The 17,126-nt window shown below is 42.0% G+C and carries 13 protein-coding genes; 1 reads left to right on the top strand and 12 read right to left on the bottom strand.

The features are described 5' to 3' along the window. Positions 1-258: 258 nt before the first annotated feature. The 10 genes from BUF11_RS03245 to BUF11_RS03200 form a co-directional block, all read right to left on the bottom strand. A complete protein-coding gene (locus tag BUF11_RS03245; protein ID WP_084558419.1) occupies positions 259-2,187 on the bottom strand; it encodes a glycoside hydrolase family 3 protein in 1,929 nt (642 codons plus the stop codon). A 174-nt stretch (positions 2,188-2,361) separates the two neighbouring features. Further along, complete coding sequence (locus BUF11_RS03240) at positions 2,362-2,985, bottom strand: cysteine peptidase family C39 domain-containing protein (protein WP_073587338.1); 624 nt, start codon at positions 2,983-2,985, stop codon at positions 2,362-2,364. A 23-nt stretch (positions 2,986-3,008) separates the two neighbouring features. Beyond that, positions 3,009-3,881, bottom strand: a complete 873-nt coding sequence (locus tag BUF11_RS03235; protein ID WP_073587337.1) for an ABC transporter permease — start codon at positions 3,879-3,881, stop codon at positions 3,009-3,011. Between the two features lie 127 nt (positions 3,882-4,008). Beyond that, entirely contained in the window at positions 4,009-4,956 is a 948-nt protein-coding gene (locus tag BUF11_RS03230; RefSeq protein ID WP_073587336.1) for an ABC transporter permease, read from the bottom strand. Continuing rightward, positions 4,949-5,968 (bottom strand): ABC transporter ATP-binding protein, encoded by a 1,020-nt coding sequence (locus BUF11_RS03225; RefSeq protein WP_073587335.1) that lies wholly within the window; start codon positions 5,966-5,968, stop codon positions 4,949-4,951. Before BUF11_RS03225 ends, BUF11_RS03230 begins: the two co-directional genes overlap by 8 nt. A 102-nt stretch (positions 5,969-6,070) precedes the next feature. Next, positions 6,071-7,042, bottom strand: a complete 972-nt coding sequence (locus BUF11_RS03220; RefSeq protein WP_073587334.1) for an ABC transporter ATP-binding protein — start codon at positions 7,040-7,042, stop codon at positions 6,071-6,073. After that, positions 7,039-8,688 carry an ABC transporter substrate-binding protein gene (locus tag BUF11_RS03215; RefSeq protein WP_073587333.1) on the bottom strand — a complete coding sequence of 550 codons (1,650 nt, stop codon included), beginning with the start codon at positions 8,686-8,688 and terminating at the stop codon, positions 7,039-7,041. Before BUF11_RS03215 ends, BUF11_RS03220 begins: the two co-directional genes overlap by 4 nt. 165 nt (positions 8,689-8,853) lie before the next feature. Then, on the bottom strand, positions 8,854-9,513 hold the full coding sequence (locus BUF11_RS03210; protein ID WP_073587332.1) for a potassium channel family protein: 660 nt from the start codon (positions 9,511-9,513) through the stop codon (positions 8,854-8,856). A 184-nt stretch (positions 9,514-9,697) separates the two neighbouring features. Next, on the bottom strand, positions 9,698-10,348 hold the full coding sequence (locus tag BUF11_RS03205; RefSeq protein WP_073587331.1) for a potassium channel family protein: 651 nt from the start codon (positions 10,346-10,348) through the stop codon (positions 9,698-9,700). Between the two features lie 62 nt (positions 10,349-10,410). After that, the gene (locus BUF11_RS03200; RefSeq protein WP_073587330.1) at positions 10,411-13,212 is read right to left on the bottom strand and encodes a cation-translocating P-type ATPase; all 2,802 of its coding nucleotides are present in this window, start codon (positions 13,210-13,212) and stop codon (positions 10,411-10,413) included. A gap of 271 nt (positions 13,213-13,483) precedes the next feature. Between BUF11_RS03200 and BUF11_RS03195 the strand changes: the two genes are divergently transcribed. After that, positions 13,484-14,665 (top strand): MFS transporter, encoded by a 1,182-nt coding sequence (locus BUF11_RS03195; RefSeq protein ID WP_073587329.1) that lies wholly within the window; start codon positions 13,484-13,486, stop codon positions 14,663-14,665. On the opposite strand, the gene BUF11_RS03190 is transcribed toward BUF11_RS03195, so the two are convergent. Both BUF11_RS03190 and BUF11_RS03185 read right to left on the bottom strand, forming a co-directional pair. Continuing rightward, the gene (locus BUF11_RS03190; RefSeq protein ID WP_073587328.1) at positions 14,632-16,068 is read right to left on the bottom strand and encodes an ATP-binding cassette domain-containing protein; all 1,437 of its coding nucleotides are present in this window, start codon (positions 16,066-16,068) and stop codon (positions 14,632-14,634) included. The two genes, BUF11_RS03195 and BUF11_RS03190, sit on opposite strands and share 34 nt — an antisense overlap. Before the next feature lie 20 nt (positions 16,069-16,088). Continuing rightward, entirely contained in the window at positions 16,089-17,096 is a 1,008-nt protein-coding gene (locus BUF11_RS03185) for a sensor histidine kinase (protein ID WP_073587327.1), read from the bottom strand. Positions 17,097-17,126 lie beyond the last annotated feature (30 nt).

Genomic DNA, 17,126 nt, shown 5'->3' with positions numbered 1-17,126 from the left:
AGCGAAGCGGGGGAAGTCTTCCTTATTTCAGCGGGAGTTTTTTTCCACTGAAATAGCAGCGAAGCGGATTGCGAGTATCCTTTTTCATATGCACACTGCTATATTTACCACTCCAGCTTAATCGAACAACACAAAAAGAGCCGATTAACCCTAAACACATAGGTTTAAGAATCGGCTCTGGGGATGATTAATTTACTAACGTAATAGTAACATACATTTTTGTAAATATCAAGTGTTTTTTAAGTTAGCAGAAAGATTCTAATAAGTTAATCCATAGCCTAAAGGATAAAGATAATCAGCCTTCTTAGTTTTAATGCCTTTTGTGCTCTTATAATAAGGCATCGGCAGCTTTCCGGTAAAGGGTGTTTCCCCTGTTAAAACGGAAGCTATTCCATCTCCTTCTGTTCCCGGAAGATAACACATAACAATACTGTCCCAGTCTTTCATATAGTCAGATATCAGTACATTCCTTCCGGCAACAACAAGTGCTACCGTAGGCTTTTGAAGGCTCTTAGCAAATTCTATCGCTTCTTTGTTTTCTGCCAGTCCCTTTTCTCCGGTAATGGATAAATCCCTTGTATCTCCTTCATATTCTGCATAGGGCATCTCTCCAACTGCAAGAATTACAGCATCTGCTTCGCTTGCCTTATTCTTATCCGTAATAATATTTAGACCATATTGTCCGGCATATTCTTCTAATCCCTCTAATATTGTGGTTCCTTCTGCTGCCCGTTTTCCGTCTTTATCAGAAAAGCCCTGCCAGGTGGTCATCCAGCCGCCGCACTGTACTCCCATATCATCTGCTGCCGGGCCTGTAACGAGAATTGTAGAGCCCTTTTTCAGAGGAAGTGTATTATTATCATTCTTTAAAAGGACAAGGGATTTCTCGACCAATTGCTTTGCCAGGCCTCTGTATTCATCGCTTCCAAGATCTGTTACTTCATGATTCAGCTTTTCCATATAAGGGTCTTCAAACAATCCCATTTCCATCTTGACCTCTAATATTCTTTTAACCGCATCATCAATTCTTGCTATTGATATAGTTCCCTTATTCACATTCGCTATAATGTCATCAACAGCTTTTTCATAATTAAAAGGCTCCATGAGCATATCCACTCCTGCATTGATTGCAAAAGCTACATTTGCCTCAAAGGAATCCCCCTCTAAATCCTTTACTGCTTCCCAGTCGGATACAACAAAGCCTTTAAAGCCCAGTTCCCCCTTTAAAACATCCGTAAGCAGATATTTATTTTCATGCATTCTTGTTCCCTTATAGGAGCTAAAGGAAGCCATAACAACTTTTACTCCGCTTTTAACTAATTCCTTATAGGGAGCCAGATGCGTCTTCCGAAGTGCTTTTTCTGAAATATCCGTATCGCCCCGGTCTAAGATGCCGCCTATAATTCCGCTTCCATAGGCGGTACCTCCATCAGCTACATAATGCTTTGCTGTTCCGACCACACCATGCTCCTGTAAGCCTCTAAGATAAGCAGAGGACAGAGTTGATACAAGCTTTGGATCAGAAGAAAAGCTTTCATAGGTTCTTCCCCATCTTGGATCCTGGCTGACAGCCACACAGGGTGCAAAATTCCAGAGAGTCCCTGTAAGCTTCATTTCTTCTGCAACAGCGGCTCCCATCTTATACATCAGCTCTTTATCATTCGCAGCACCCAGCCCGATATTATGAGGATACACTACCGCACCCTTTAAGAGGTTTTGCCCGTGTACTGCATCTATGCCGTATAAAAGCGGTATTTCAAGTCTTGTCTTCATGGCTGCTTCCTGTAGATTATGTATCATGCTGTTCCAGTCAGACAGTGTATTTTTCCCGGGATAGGACCCTCCGCCGCTAAGAACCGAACCAAGGGCAAGCCTGGTTACTTCACTTTCCTTTACGGTGTTTCTTTCGGCCTGAAGCATCTGGCCTGCCTTTTCCTCCAATGTCATCTGGTTCAGTAATATTTCGGCTCTCTCTTCTACGGATTTCGCAGTGTCTAAATAACCCTTATCAATAGAATTCACCGCTGTTGGTTCTGCTGTTGAACTTGTTGCCGGAGGCCCTATTTCCGTAATAGAATTTGCTTCCGGTTTTTTCGTTTCCTTATACTGCCCGCTGTCACAGCCTGCCAACAGGCAAATAAAAACCAAACACAAGAAGGCTGCCAAACTTATCTTTATCTTCCCCATATTCTTCTCCTAGCTCCCATGGCATAAATCATCTGCCCGCAGATGATTTACTGCCTCAAATCAGGGTGTGAATTATGTCTTCCAATAATTCACACTATAGTCTTAGTCTACAACTATTATAGTAAATAGAGTCTGTATTTTCAAGTAGGCAGAATTTGCTTATTATACTTAAATTTATATGAAGTATTCGATTGATTTCTCCGGTGTCATTCTGGATTTGCTGTTAAATAACAGCATTGCTTCCCTGTTTTTTACACTGCCAAAGGCATAGGTCCTTGTACTCTTCTCATTAAAAATATCTTTCTTAACCTTACGGTTCATCTTCTTCGGCTGATTATCAATCTTTATGATATTTACGCCATCCACCGTTTTCTCGTAATCATAAGGATCAAAAAGGCAGACATATTCTTCTTCTATGCCGGTTAACAGGACATAATGCTGGTAACCTTCCAGCCAGCATCTTACAATTACGGCTCCTTCCTGCTGAAGGCAGCCTATAATCCTGCTGTTTTGCTTTATCCATACCTGTTCATCCAAAAGCATTTCCGTATAGAGGGGAAAATGCTTCGTTTCACCAAATTGATTAAACCACTTGGACAGATACATCATTGCCATTCGGGAGGTACCGCTCTTTCCGGATTCCCCTTCGCTGTTGTATTCATCCAGAGTGTATAAGGAGACTGCTTTTAAGATGTCAGGCACAATCTCTTCCCTTTCAAAAAGATACCTCATGGCATTTAAAAGGGTAGTCGGCCCGCAGTCATACTCCGATGTCTGATAACTCAATATATTTTTCATGTTATCTCCTTTCCTGCATACCGTTATTTACCGGACGGGTCAAATGCATCTCTTAGCGCATCTCCCACAAAGTTAATGCTGATAACCAAAAGTATTATTACAATACCCGGGGGCAGCCACAGCCATGGTTTGGATGTCAGAATTGACAGGGACTGGGCACCGTTTAGCATATTGCCAAGACTTGCCCTCGGCGGCTGGATACCCATTCCTAAAAAGCTTAGGGCAGCCTCATCCAACATGGAGATAGCTATTACAGAAGTTGCATACACCAATATAGGTGCTATGGTGTTGGGAAGTATTTCTGAAAACAGTATATACCTTTTTGGCATTCCTGCTACTATATCTGCCTGGATATAGGGTTTTTCCCGGATGGAGAGAACATTTCCCCGTACTAGCCTTGCTACTCCCGGCCAGTCTACAAAGCCAAGGATCAATATAATCGTATTAAGGCCCGGTTTAAAAATGGCAGCCGCCACAAGCACCAGCAATATGTAGGGAAAGGACATTACCATATCGGTAAAGCGCATAATAATCATATCCAGAAATCCGCCAAAATATCCGGATAAAAGTCCAAGTATTACTCCTATTACCGTTGATACAGCCGTTGCCGCCACTCCCACAAAGAGTGATATCCGCATACCGTATAACAGCCTGCTAAGGACATCTCTCCCCACCTGGTCCGTTCCAAGAAGAAAAGACTTTGTCGGGGGCGCACCGAAATCTCCCACGACCTTATTCGGATCAAAAGGGGCAAAAAGCGGTGCAAAGACAGCACAAAAGACAGCGATTGTAATAAATACCAATCCCACTGCCGCAAGTCTGTGCCTGAAAAACCGTTTTAGAACTCTTCCGCGAACCGCCTTTTTGCCACTGATTTCTGTCTTTTTATTCTTCATCCTGTTCCTCTTTCATACAGAGTTTATTTTCTAACACCCATGCATTTTGCAAGTTTACCAGTAGATTGCTTGCAATCTACACGGAACTGCTTATATAGAAAGTGAAAAATGCTTTTTATTTTTCACACTACTTATACTGGATTGTCGGATCTGCAACCGCATAGAGAATATCCGTAAGGAGATTAGCTGCCAGAACCACAAGGGCCGATATAAGGCACACTCCCATTATAACCGGGTAATCCCTGTTTATAATTGCACTCATGGTCATAAGCCCAAGCCCAGGCCAGCTAAAAACCTGTTCAATAATAATCGCTCCTCCAAAAAGCATAGGAATTTCCATGCCAAAGACGGTGATCACCGGCAGCAATGCATTGCGCAGCCCATGCTTATTAATTACTTTAAAGCTTCCGATTCCCTTAGCCTTTGCTGTCCTTAGATATTCTTTATCCAGAATCTCGAGCATGGAACTTCGGATATAACGGATATTATTCCCCGCCATAGAAGACGCCAGAACAATAACCGGCATAATCATATGCTTTATCACATCCCATACACCGCTTTTGCTTCCCAGAGTGGTCATACCGCTGGAAGGCAGTATTCCAAGCTTAATGGTAAAGAGATAAATCAGTATCAGTGCCAGAAAGAAGCCCGGTACACTGGTACCCAAAAAGGAAAGGGTCACTACCGTATAGTCTCCCGGGGAATACTGCTTCACCGCACTATAAATGCCGGCAGGTATGGCAATAATCATGCTTACAATCAAAGAGGTTCCCATCAATAAAAGAGTGGGGCCGATATAAGTCTTTATCATAGCCGCCACCGGCTGATAGTTCTTCATGGAAACTCCCAGATTTCCATGGATCAATTGCTTTAACCACATAAAATATTGGATATAGACTGGTTGGTCAAGCCCTAGGGCAATCCGCTTAACTTCCACCGCTTCCTGTGATATTCTGGCTCCCTGAAGCATCTGCAGGGGATTTCCCGCAAGGCTCATTAAGAAAAAATCAATTACAGTAATCCCAAGTAACACGGGGATTGCAATAAGAATCCGCTTTATAATATACTTAAACATCCTTGGCCTCCTCTCCTTTCGCACTCTCCATTAAAACAGGACAGGCTGCAAGGTGGCTGCTATTCCCATTCAGGGCAAGAAGTTTTGGCTCTATATTACTGCACTCCTCTTTGGCAAAAGGGCACCTTGGATGGAAGCGGCAGCCGGAAGGAATATTGTTTAAGGATGGGATTTCACCTTTTAATACAAGCCTTTCCCTGTTCCTTGCTTCCGGGTCCGGTACCGGTGCTGCGCTTACTAACGCCTTCGTATAAGGGTGCACAGGATTATGAAAAAGCTCCTTTGCCTCCGCTATCTCCACAATCTTTCCAAGATACATGACGGCAATACGGTTGCTTACATACTTTACCGCATCCAGACCGTGACCGATAAAAAGATAGGTAAGCTTAAGCTCCTGCTGCAGCTCTTTTAACAGGTTTAATACCTGTGCCTGTATGGATACATCCAGGGCACTCACCGGTTCATCGCATAGAATAAGACTTGGATTAAGGGACAACGCTCTTGCAATTCCAATCCTCTGCCTTTGTCCCCCCGAAAATTCCAAAGGATATTTATACAGGGCATTAGCTGACAGCCCAACCATGTCTAAAAGCTTATGCAATTTACCGTCCAGCTCTGCTTTCGATATCAGCCCATGATACAGCATGGGGGCCGCGAGGATATCTCTTACGCTTTTTCTCGGATTTAATGAAGAATAGGGGTCCTGAAAGACCATTTGAATTTCTCTGCGAAGATTCCCGGTCAAGGCAGATCTTTTCTGACTGATATTTATTTCTTTATAGTAGATTTCACCTTCCGTGGGTTTCTCCAGCGCAGCCAGCTGCTTTCCTACCGTGGATTTTCCGCAGCCGGATTCTCCCACCAATCCGAGAGTCTCACCCTCATATATTGAAAAGTCAACCCCATCCACAGCTTTCACTACCCCTATTGTATGCGGAATGATTCCTCCTCTGACAGGGTAGTGTTTCTTTAAGCCAGTAACCTTTATGAGGGGTTGTTCCTGTGATCCCATTCGTATGTTCCTCCTGTCTGCCTGACAAACCAAATAAACCTTATTATAAACTTACGTTTAATAATAAGATAATCCATGTTTTTCAAAAAATCCAGTTAAAAATTATAATTTATCATATTTCCAGCACCGGATGAACTGCTCTTCCTCCCCGTTCTGCCTGAAATCCTGAAAAAGAGCACAATCTTTTTCCGCAAACGTACAACGGTTTAAAAAGCGACAGCCCTCAATACGGTCATAATCCTCCGGAACTGTTCCCTCAATGGGAACCAGCTTTATCTCTTCCTCTTTTCCGGCACCCGGAATGGAGCGAAGCAGTGCCTTGGTATAGGGATGACCGGGACTGTGAAACAGCACATTAACAGGTGCTTCCTCCACCACTTCACCGGCATACATTACAAGGACCCTGTCTGCCATTTCCGCAACCACTCCCATATCATGGGTTATCAGAATCACAGACATGTCAAGCTCCTTATTCAGATCCTTTAGCAATTCCATTATCTGTGCCTGTATGGTTACATCCAGAGCAGTGGTTGGTTCATCCGCTATCAAAAGCTTTGGTTCACCGGCAAGGGCCATAGCTATCATGACCCTTTGCCTCATTCCGCCTGATAAGGTGTGGGGATACTTTTTAAGCAGTGCCTCTGTATCCGATAACCCAACCTTCCCAAGGAGATATTTCGCTTTTTCCTCCGCTTCTTTTTTAGACAGCTTTGAATGGCTAAGTATTGCTTCTAACATCTGGTTTCCTATCGTAAAGACCGGATTCAGACTGGTAAGGGCATCCTGAAATATCATGGCAATTTTGCTGCCCCTGATATTATCGAGCTCTTTCTCTGACTTACCGAAGAGCTCCACCCCATCAAACAGGATACTTCCGTTTTCAACGGCTCCGTTTTTGCCGAGCAGTCCCATAACGGAAAGAGTTGTTATGCTCTTACCGGAGCCGGATTCACCAACGATACAAAGAATTTCTCCTTTATTTACATGAAAGGTAACATCCGAAACACCAGTAAAAACGTCCTTTCCATTCCGAAAGCTTACCTCCAGATTTTTTACCTCCAATAAAGATGTCATTCTGTCACATCCCATTCATTAACATTAATAAAGGAGCCGTATACATCGGGCGTTGCATTTGCCAATCTCTTATTTACAGCACCCATGGCACTGATTACATAGGCTGAAATCATTGGGACATCCTGCTGCATGGTACTGTCTATGGTCAGATACTGCTTTTTAATCTCATTCACATCACTGGTCTTTTGGGTAGCTGCCAAAGCATCCGTTATCGTATTGTTAGCATAGCCGGTCCAGCCGTCTGCTGAAAGCAGCCAGTTAACATCGGGATAAGGGTCCACCGGCGCATAGGTATACTGCACTGCCATAAGGTCAAAATCCTTGCTTCCCGCCTTTGACATCAATGTTGCCAAATCCACCGTATTTACCTGAAGCTTAATACCAAGATCTGCAAGGCTTGCTGTAATATAATCCGCTGCCTGGGTAAAGGTAGTATCGCCGCTGTTTACATAGAACTGCAATACCTTAGAGGAATCCCAGCCATCAGCTGCCGCTTCTTTTACAAGTTCCTTTGCTTTATCCGGATCATAGGCGGTTGGCACCAGAGAGGAATCGTAAAAAGGACTGGCGCTGGAAAGGAAGCCATCAACCACTTCACCTTTATCGTTCATAAAACCGCTTACGAGTTTCTTGCGTTCAATTCCGTACAGGATAGCCTGACGGATACGTACATCTGTTACAGAAGTTGTATTAAAGAAAATCGACTGGTTTGTTACCGGGGCACCGTAATTTACTGTTACATTGGATAGACCTTCTACACTCTTATAATCCTCCTGCAGAATTCCTCCTGTTGTCTGCTGTACAAAATCAATCTCTCCGGACTGAAGTCCTGTTAAAAGCTGTGCTGCAGTTACTATTTTAATATTCAGCTTATTAATCTTAGGAGCTCCTTTAAAATATTTGTCATTTGCTTCATAGGATACATAATGCTGTAAATCTACGCTTGTGATTTTATAAGGACCGCTTACAACCGTAGGTGCATTAAACCAGCTGTAGGAAGCCAGCTGATCTTCCGGTACATCCTTTAAAATATGCTTCGGAATGGTAAGAATATATCTTCCATAGGTATTTTCAAAGGTTGTAAGTGCCATGTCATACTTGGTGGTAAACTGAACCGTTTTATTATCAACTGCTTTTACGCCTTTGATTTCAGTTGCGCCTTCTTCTACAAAACCATCATCCCCTACACCTTCAAAAGCATAGAGAGCCATGCTGGCATTGGCAAGCTTGGGACTTGCAAGCCTTAATACCGTAAACACCACATCTTCGGCTGTAACCGGGGTTCCATCGGACCATACCGCATCCTTATCAATATTTACAATGAAATTTCTGTTATCCTTCGTCGTGATAGAAGATGCTAACATGCTCTGAAATTCAAGCTTACTGTTAAGTTCCACCAGTGGCAGGAATTCAAAGGCCAGAGAATATTTCAGGATTTCCGTGGCATCCATAAGAAGAGGATTTACACTGGTTAAAGTATCTGTCATACCGATATTTACAATCTTTTCTTTTCCCGCCGATTGCTTATTCCCATCTGCTTCTTCACTTTTACTGCTATTCCCGTTACTGCCGCAGGCAGTCAGCGTAATCAAAAGTACAAAACCTAATAATAATGCCGTTGCTCTTTGGATCAATCTTCTTTTCATAAGTTATCCTCCTGAATAGTATAGATTATTGTATTCGCTAATTCCTATATGTTTACTATAAATTAAACTGTACTTGATTTTACTACCATAAAAAGGTTTTGTCAATGTAAATAGTAAAACGGCACAGCATTCTTTTCAGCTACTGTGCCGTTTCAATGTTAAAAATTAATCAAATATTTCATTTAGAATTTTACGGCTGGTTTCATCCGTCAAAAAGAGTATCTCATCCTCTGCCTGGATTACCGTATCACCTTTTGGTATAATGGTCTTTTCTTCCCTGTTAACAGCAATCAGAACCGCCTTCTTTGGAATCGGTAAATCTTTTATCAGCTTATTCACCGCTTTTGCGTTACTGGAAACCTTTATCTGAACAATGGAATAATCGCCCCTATTTAATTTAAAGAGGGTAAACATGCTTTTTAAGTCCATTTCTTCTACTACAAAGTGTCCCATCAGGTCTGCCTGGTTCACCCCTACATCCACACCCATACTGCCGTTAAAGAGCCATGCATTCTTAGGATTATTAACACGGGCTACTACGCGGGCTACTCCAAATTCCATCTTTGCAAGAGTAGAAACCACCAGGTTAACCTCATCAGCTCCTGTGACTGCTGCTACAACCTGTGCATCTTCTATTCCGGCCTTTTCTAAAACCACAGGATCCGAACCGTTTCCAAATACCAATACCTCACTTGGAAGTTCTCTTTCCAGCTTTGCAAATACACGTTCTCTATGCTCTATTATCTTTACCTCATGACCATTGGATATTAATAGATTGGCAAGATAAGAACCTACCTGCCCTCCGCCTATCACTACAATTTTCATACTAACCTCTTTCCTGAGTATCCACTCTTTGATTGGATATTCGTTAATTGGTAGTTGAAAAATTTATTTTTCAACCTAACCTCCATGCATATCGCAAGTTTGCCGGTAGATTGCTTGCAATCTACACGATACTGCCCAAATAAGAATTTTAAAAAATGCAATGCATTTTTCAATCTAACTCCCATCAGCCCAGACCGAGCATTGATTTGAGTTTACCAGTTGCATTACCCATCACTGAAAGATAAAGAACATCCTCCGCTTCCAGTACGGTTCCAAGAGTTGGCATAAAGGTCTTACTGCCGCGGCTTATGGAAACTACCTGAATCTCACCGATTGCACTTATTTCCTTCACCTGATGCCCAACTAAAAGGGTAGGTACTTCAATACGGACCATATTTACACTGCCGTTTCCCATCTCATACACACTGTCCAGATGATTATGGACAATAAACTCCGTAGCCCGTTCAATTCCCCAGGTAGTGGTAGATATGGTCTGTATTCCGATTCTGTGATAAATTTCCGCTTTTCTTGCATCATAAAGTCTTGCTACAACTCTGGGAACATGATAAATGTTCCTGGCTATCCTGGCTATTACCGCATTGGCTTCATCACTGGCAGTACAGGACACCACGGCATCTACCTTGTCGATTTTGGCTTTGCTTAGAACATCCTTATCAAACCCAATACCCACAACCTTCGTTCCATTAAAATTCTTTCCCAAGCCTTCAAAAGCTTCCGGATTCGAATCAATCACGGTAACTGTATGGCCTTTCTTCACCAGGTTCAAGGTCAGTCCCGTACCCATTCGTCCAAGTCCCACTACAATAACTTTCATGTCCTTCACCTCTCAATTTATAATTATCAGGCGTTTGCTAAACGCCCCAAACCTTGCCTCTATTATGACTTTTTACGAAGAAAAGATTTCCTTATCTCCTCTATCAGCAGAATAACCGGCGGCCATATACACAAAAACAGCCAATCAGAAATATTTAACGCAGCCGTATGGAATACCTTTTGTAAAGGAGGCATGTATACCAGTAAAGCAATTAAAATAACTTCTACTACAATACCCAGGTTAACACGTTTATTGGAAAAAAGACCTCTTTTAAGCACTGATTGTTTTTCTGTCCTGCAGTTAAATACGGCACCTATCTGGCAGAATACGATTGCTGCAAGGGTCATAGTTGTTGCTTTGATATAGATAGGATCATTTCCTCCCGCCAAGGGAACATTAGGCCACCCATTCTGAATATTTACAAACAGATAGGATATTATAGAAGCAAGAGATCCTAATAAACCATACCAGAGAAAAGCTTTTGTTATAAGCTTTCTGTTTAATAAGGGTTCTTTTAAATTCCTTGGTGGTTTATCCATAATTCCTGGTTCCGGTTCTTCTGTTCCAAGTCCCAGAGCGGGAAGCATATCTGTTCCAAGGTCAATGGTAAGTATCTGCATTACCGTTAAAGGAAGCGGTATAGCACCTCTGGAGAATAAAAACAGTGCTGACGGTACTGCCTCAGGCATATTGGAGTTTAAGATGTATAAAAGGAATTTTCTGATATTACTGTATACTGCCCTTCCTTCTTCGATTGCATGAACTATGGAAGCGAAATTATCATCGGTTAATATCATATCCGCTGCTTCTTTTGCTACATCCGTTCCTGCAATACCCATGGCTACACCGATATCTGCTTTCTTAAGAGCAGGCGAGTCGTTCACACCATCTCCGGTTACTGCTACTATTTCACCCATTTCCTGAAGATTGGTTACTACTCTTAACTTCTGTTCCGGCGCAACTCTTGCAAAGATTATTTCTTCCTTTAAGTATTCCTTTAAGGTCTCATCCGAAAGCTGTTCCAATTCAAGGCCCGATATTACTTTGGGGTTGGGTCCATTTACAATGCCAATACGTTTTGCAATACTTTCGGCCGTTAATCCATAGTCTCCTGTTATCATAATAATACGGATTCCGGCTCTTCTGCATTCTTCCACTGCAGCGGCAACTTCCGGTCTTGGGGGATCTGCCATAACAATAAGCCCGATAAATACCAAATTCTGCTCAATAATATCCGGTGTATAGGCACTCATAGCCTTGGGCAGGTTGTCTTCCTTACGAAGAAGCCTGTAAGCAACTGCAAGAACTCTTAATCCTTCTCTTGCATATCTGTCATTTGCCTCCATAATACGGCTGCGCATTTCTTCGGTCATGGGTTTTGCTTCTCCGTTTATGCGTATCCACTGGCTTAATTTCATAACTTCTTTTGGCGCACCCTTGGTATAGGCAATTCGTGCAGTTCCCTCCAGAGGTTTTTCCAACTGATGAATGGTGGTCATTCTCTTACGTCTGGATTCAAATGGAAGCTCTCTTAGTCTTGGCATCTGTGTGCTTAACTTTGCAGCATCAAGACCGGCTTTTTTGGCAACCACTCCAAGGCAGGCCTCTGTGGGGTCTCCAAGTACTGTATAACGGGGATTTTCTTCGCCCGGAGGAAGCAGTCTTGCATTACTGCAAAGAGCCGCTGCTGAAAGGAGAAGCTTAATATCCTCATTCTTATCTGCTGTTATCTTCTTTTTATCTTCCAGTACCTCACCCTTAGGTTCATATCCTACTCCTGTAACCTGGTATTCTTTCTCTGCCAGCCATAAATGGCTCACCGTCATCTCATTCTGTGTCAGTGTACCGGTTTTATCCGTACATATTACAGAAGTACTTCCTAAGGTTTCAACAGAAGAAAGCTTCTTAACCAGGGCATTTCGTTTCGACATGCGCTGTACTGCCATGGCAAGAGCAAGTGTTACCGTAGGAAGAAGTCCCTCCGGAATAAATGCTACAATCATACCAAGTGCAAAAATAAAGGATGCGGCAACTTTTTCCTTTACAAAAAATATTGCGGCAACAAAGAAAAATATACCAAAGCTGATAGCAATAACCGATATTTGCTTTGTCAGCCTGTCAAGTTCTTTCTGGAGAGGACTCTCGTCTGCTTCCATACTCTGTGTCAGGTTGGCTATCTTACCAAATTCTGTCTTCATTCCAATCTCTGTAACGATTGCCTTACCGTTTCCTTCTGATACGTTTGTTCCTGCAAAGATCAGGTTTGGCGTTTCTGCTTTTGTCAGATCGTCACGAAAGATGGCTTCATTTACTTTTCTAACGGGATTTGATTCTCCTGTTAAGGTAGACTGGTTAACCTGCAAATCACTGCATACGAGAAGCCTTGCATCCGCGGATATTTTATCTCCTTCTTCCAAAAGGATGATATCTCCGATAACCAGATCCTCTGCAAAAATCTTCTGCTCTTCGCCATTTCTTATTACTCTGGCATAAGAAGGCAGCATATTCTTTAGGGCTTCTGTTGCCTTTCCCGCACGATGTTCCTGCATAAAACTGAAAACACCATTAATAACATTAACAAGCCAGATTGCTATTGCTAACTGGGGCATGCCTGCAAAAAAAGCTACAGCACCGCCTATCCACAACAATATGGCCATCAAATGGGTAAAGTTACCAAGAAATATCAGAATAACGGATTTCTTCCGCTTTTCTTCAATTAAATTCTTGCCTTGCTTTTTCTGATACTCTACCGCCTGTTCACTTGTAAGTCCGGATGCTGATGAGCCAAGACGCTTATATACTTCTTCTGCCTGCAGCTTTGATATGTCCGGCTTACTTTCCTGTGAGTTTACTGTTTCACTCAATGTAAAAATACCTCTTTTCACTAATAGTTACATTTTGACAGTCCTTTGGTACTGACAGCTACATTATATGTCTTCTTTTTTAAAAACACAATCACAACCTTGCATAAGGTTTATCTCTTTTTTTCACTTTTTTCTGACTGCCATTTCAAATATTTCTACCTTTAATATTTTCCATTTTGGCATACATTAAACCGCTGTCTATTATAGTTCTTGTATTTAAAATTGAAAAGGAATATAATTGCCTCAAAACTCAAAAAAGGATTGAAAATTTATGACTGTTCATACACAAAAGAAACAGGCATTGCTGCCTGTTGTTGTAATCTTATTCTGGTTTGCCCAATATGTCTATATTCCCTATCAAACACCCTATCTGTTGTCGTTACAGGTTTCAGAAACTTTTATTGGAAGTATCCTTGGAGCCTATGGCATCACACAGCTGCTGCTGCGCCTTCCCATAGGTGTAATGGCAGATTCTGTCGGCAGGCATAAAGGCTTTATCCTGTACGGCACCTTGGCTGCCGGTATAGCTTCCCTTATCCGCCTCCTGTTTCCAAACGGATATGAGTTCCTTATAGCTAACCTTTTATCCGGGATGGCTTCTTCTATGTGGATATCCTTTATGGTTATGTATACCGGTTTTTTCCCCGAAGAAGAACAGCAGAAAGCAACCGGCAGAATCATATTAAGCTGCAATCTTGGTATCTTATTGGGATTTCTGTTCAGTTCTCTTCTCTATAAATATTTTGGAATGGACCTGTTATGCATATTAAGTATGATGGCAGGGGCCCTGGGTACTCTTCTGGCCTTTTTTCTTAAGGAAGAGAAAGGAAAAGGTACATTTTCCTACGCTTCTCTTCGTTCCTTAAAAGTCTGCTTAAATAAAAAGCTTATCCTGTTTAGCCTTCTTGCACTAATCCAGCAGGGTGTACAGATGTCAACTGCCATGTCTTTTACCACGCAGATCCTAAAGGAAAGAGGAGCTTCCGCATTCATAATAGGCCTTTCCTCTATCATCTATATGGCCTCTGCCGTACTGACCTCCGGTTTTTCCTCCTCTCAAAGGGCCGTTAAGACCGGTCCGAAGGTTTTAATACCATTTGTATTTCTTACACTTGGAATATACTGTATCCTGGTACCCCTCACTCCTTTTATCCCTGTCCTCCTTGCCCTGCAGTTTCTTCCCGGCATGGCAACGGGTATATTATTTTCAAATCTGACTTCAGAGGCTATGAAAGGGATACCGGCAAAGATGAAATCCACCGCCATGGGGTTTTATCAGGCCGTGTATGCTCTTGGAATTACCCTGTTTCCTATGTTTACCGGAAATCTGATAGCAGGATATTCCCATCTTACCGCCTATACCATATTGGCTTTAACATCCCTTATAGGTGCAGCGGTATCCTTTGGCTATTACTGCTTTCAGAAAAATACATCAAAGTCTTTTTTCTCATAATTCTTAATGACACGGCCGTCTTCCATCAGCATCATCCTGTCGGCGATGGATAAGCTGTCTGCAACGTTCAAAGACAAAATAATAATAGTGATACCCTTTTCCTTTAATTGATAAAGCAGTTCTACGATATGCCGTCTTAGATACATGTCTGCATCTGCAAAGGGACGAATGCATATCAACAGGTCCGGGTTGTATAAGTGCACTCTGTAATATATCAGATTATAAAGGGACGCCGGTTCCAGCTCCTTTAAATTTCCTGTATAGATATCCTTTCCGACATAGCTTTGGTACTCCTCTATGATACTCTCCAGTATTCTGGTTTTCATAACAGAGCACCCGAGCTTCCTGTCGGAAAGAAAGATTAGATTTTCCATGTAATTCATATCCCAAAACAGCATTGACTTAATGGGATTTTTATTAATAGTCAGGATTCCCTGCAATATAGCTTTCCTGGCTTCCTTTCTTGTATATGGTTTTCCTTTATAGATAATGCTTCCGCTTAATACCTTACTCCTTCCATATATCAAGTCCAGAAAATCCTCATGTATATCACTGCTTTTATCCAATAGAACCACACACTCCCCTTTTTGTACGGAAAAGGACACCCCTTTCATGTTCTTAGAATACACCTGCTTAAAGGTCAGCATTCCGGCTGTTTCACCCGGTATCGGTTCTCCGACCTCAAAGGAAATCGTATAAGGTGTAATGTGTTCATCCGTCATCTCTTCTTTCGATAAAACCTTGATAATTCTTGCTTCCTTCATTAAGGCAACTCTGTCGCTGATTAAGAATACCTCTTCATGATGATTTCCGATATACAAAAAAGCAACTCCAAGTCTGCTGTATTCGCGAATATATTCATAATATTTTGTAAGCTCTACCCGGCTTAAAAAACTGGCTAAGTCTCTCAAAACAATGAGTTTGCAGTCGGCAACTACCGCACGGTATAATTCTACCAGACATCTTTCGTAATGGGTCAGCTCATAGGCGGGCTTTTCCGGGCTTATACCTGAGAGCCCCTCCGGAAACAAACGGTGGAACTGTTTATTGAGCTTACTTTGATTTATAAGATGCTTTTTTAACCCCTTACGCATTACAAAGATATTCTCTGCAACGGACAGATTTCCAATCAACCCATCATTATGGCTTATGACATATATCTGATTCATGGACATGCTGCTGTATTCATAATAATTAACCAGTTCCTCTTTGTAATAAATCCTGCCGTATTCAATGGGAAGATTCTTGCATAAAAGCTCGATCAGCTCGTCCTTTCCATGGGAAGTCAAAAAAATCATGCCCATAATCTCACCTTTAAATATGTGAAGGTTGATATTATCAAGGCAAACCACGCCATCTTTTTTCCGGGTCACATTTTCGATTCTAAGTATCTCTTCTCTCATTGCTTTCCTGCTCCTGGCTGCTATTCCTTATGAAAGGGTATCGTAATCTCCACGTCAGTTCCTTCGTTCTGCGTGCTGTATATGTATAGTCCATATTCATCCCCAAACAAGAGCTTAATTCTGCTGTTGACATTCATAAGTGCTATACCGCTCTTTGTGGTGTCCTCCTGCTTCATCCCGTCAAGGGATATTGCACGAAATTTCTTATTAAGTGCAATCACCTTTTCCTCGGTCATGCCAAGACCGTTATCCGATATCGTTATAATCAACCGTTTTCCTGTACTTTCTATTTTGATACGCACGATTCCTTTTCCTATCTTTTCTTCAAGACCGTGGTAAATCGCATTCTCCACCACCGGCTGAAGAGTCAGCTTTGGAATCTTGGCGGATAAAAGTTCTTCTTTTTCGATGCCGGTATCAATGGATATGCTCAATCTGTCTTCAAAGCGGAACTGCTGTATAATAAAATAATTCTTTACGTTATTTAACTCCTCTTCAAGAGTAACCATATGCTCCACATTTGATATGGTATAGCGGAAAAAGGAAGAAAGCGCCTCTGTCATAAGTGCTACCTCAGTTATCCCTGCGTACAGTGCTTCGCTCCGTATTCCTTCCAGTGTATTGTATAAAAAGTGCGGGTTTATCTGATTCTGCAAAGCCAGGTATTCTGCCTGCTTTTTTGATGCACTGATAAGCTCCTTTGTATTTAACATTTCTTTAAATTTACTGTTCATTCTTTCTGTTGCAGGGCACAGGGGATAGCGTAGCTCAAATATCCCCTGCAAAATATAACCCTTTGAAAATAAATCCATCATCTTCTTCGTTTCCCGGTAAGGCCTTAACACCAGCCGGTAATATCCGTACAAAATCATGAAATAGACTATAAACAGAAACAGAAGTATTGTAGGGAACATAGTAAGCTTTGAGGCTGCCGGCAGACCTATTAACAGGCCTAAAGCAAAGACTGCTAATATTACAGATAAAGTGGCCTGACGGTATATAAGATATTTTCTGTCTTCCCTTTTCATGATAACCTCTTTCTTAAATATTCAATCTTT

Source organism: Anaerocolumna xylanovorans DSM 12503, from assembly GCF_900143645.1.
Taxonomy (GTDB): domain Bacteria; phylum Bacillota; class Clostridia; order Lachnospirales; family Lachnospiraceae; genus Anaerocolumna; species Anaerocolumna xylanovorans.
The sequence above is the reverse complement of the archived record's forward strand: the minus strand, read 5'-3'. Positions and strand labels throughout refer to the sequence as shown.

Bases quoted from the DNA above. Each gene is read 5' to 3' on its own strand.
- BUF11_RS03245 (WP_084558419.1), bottom strand. From the start codon at position 2,187: ATGGGGAAGATAAAGATAAGTTTGGCAGCCTTCTTGTGTTTGGTTTTT.
- BUF11_RS03240 (WP_073587338.1), bottom strand. From the start codon at position 2,985: ATGAAAAATATATTGAGTTATCAGACATCGGAGTATGACTGCGGGCCG.
- BUF11_RS03235 (WP_073587337.1), bottom strand. From the start codon at position 3,881: ATGAAGAATAAAAAGACAGAAATCAGTGGCAAAAAGGCGGTTCGCGGA.
- BUF11_RS03230 (WP_073587336.1), bottom strand. From the start codon at position 4,956: ATGTTTAAGTATATTATAAAGCGGATTCTTATTGCAATCCCCGTGTTA.
- BUF11_RS03225 (WP_073587335.1), bottom strand. From the start codon at position 5,968: ATGGGATCACAGGAACAACCCCTCATAAAGGTTACTGGCTTAAAGAAA.
- BUF11_RS03220 (WP_073587334.1), bottom strand. From the start codon at position 7,042: ATGACATCTTTATTGGAGGTAAAAAATCTGGAGGTAAGCTTTCGGAAT.
- BUF11_RS03215 (WP_073587333.1), bottom strand. From the start codon at position 8,688: ATGAAAAGAAGATTGATCCAAAGAGCAACGGCATTATTATTAGGTTTT.
- BUF11_RS03210 (WP_073587332.1), bottom strand. From the start codon at position 9,513: ATGAAAATTGTAGTGATAGGCGGAGGGCAGGTAGGTTCTTATCTTGCC.
- BUF11_RS03205 (WP_073587331.1), bottom strand. From the start codon at position 10,348: ATGAAAGTTATTGTAGTGGGACTTGGACGAATGGGTACGGGACTGACC.
- BUF11_RS03195 (WP_073587329.1), top strand. From the start codon at position 13,484: ATGACTGTTCATACACAAAAGAAACAGGCATTGCTGCCTGTTGTTGTA.
- BUF11_RS03190 (WP_073587328.1), bottom strand. From the start codon at position 16,068: ATGAGAGAAGAGATACTTAGAATCGAAAATGTGACCCGGAAAAAAGAT.
- BUF11_RS03185 (WP_073587327.1), bottom strand. From the start codon at position 17,096: ATGAAAAGGGAAGACAGAAAATATCTTATATACCGTCAGGCCACTTTA.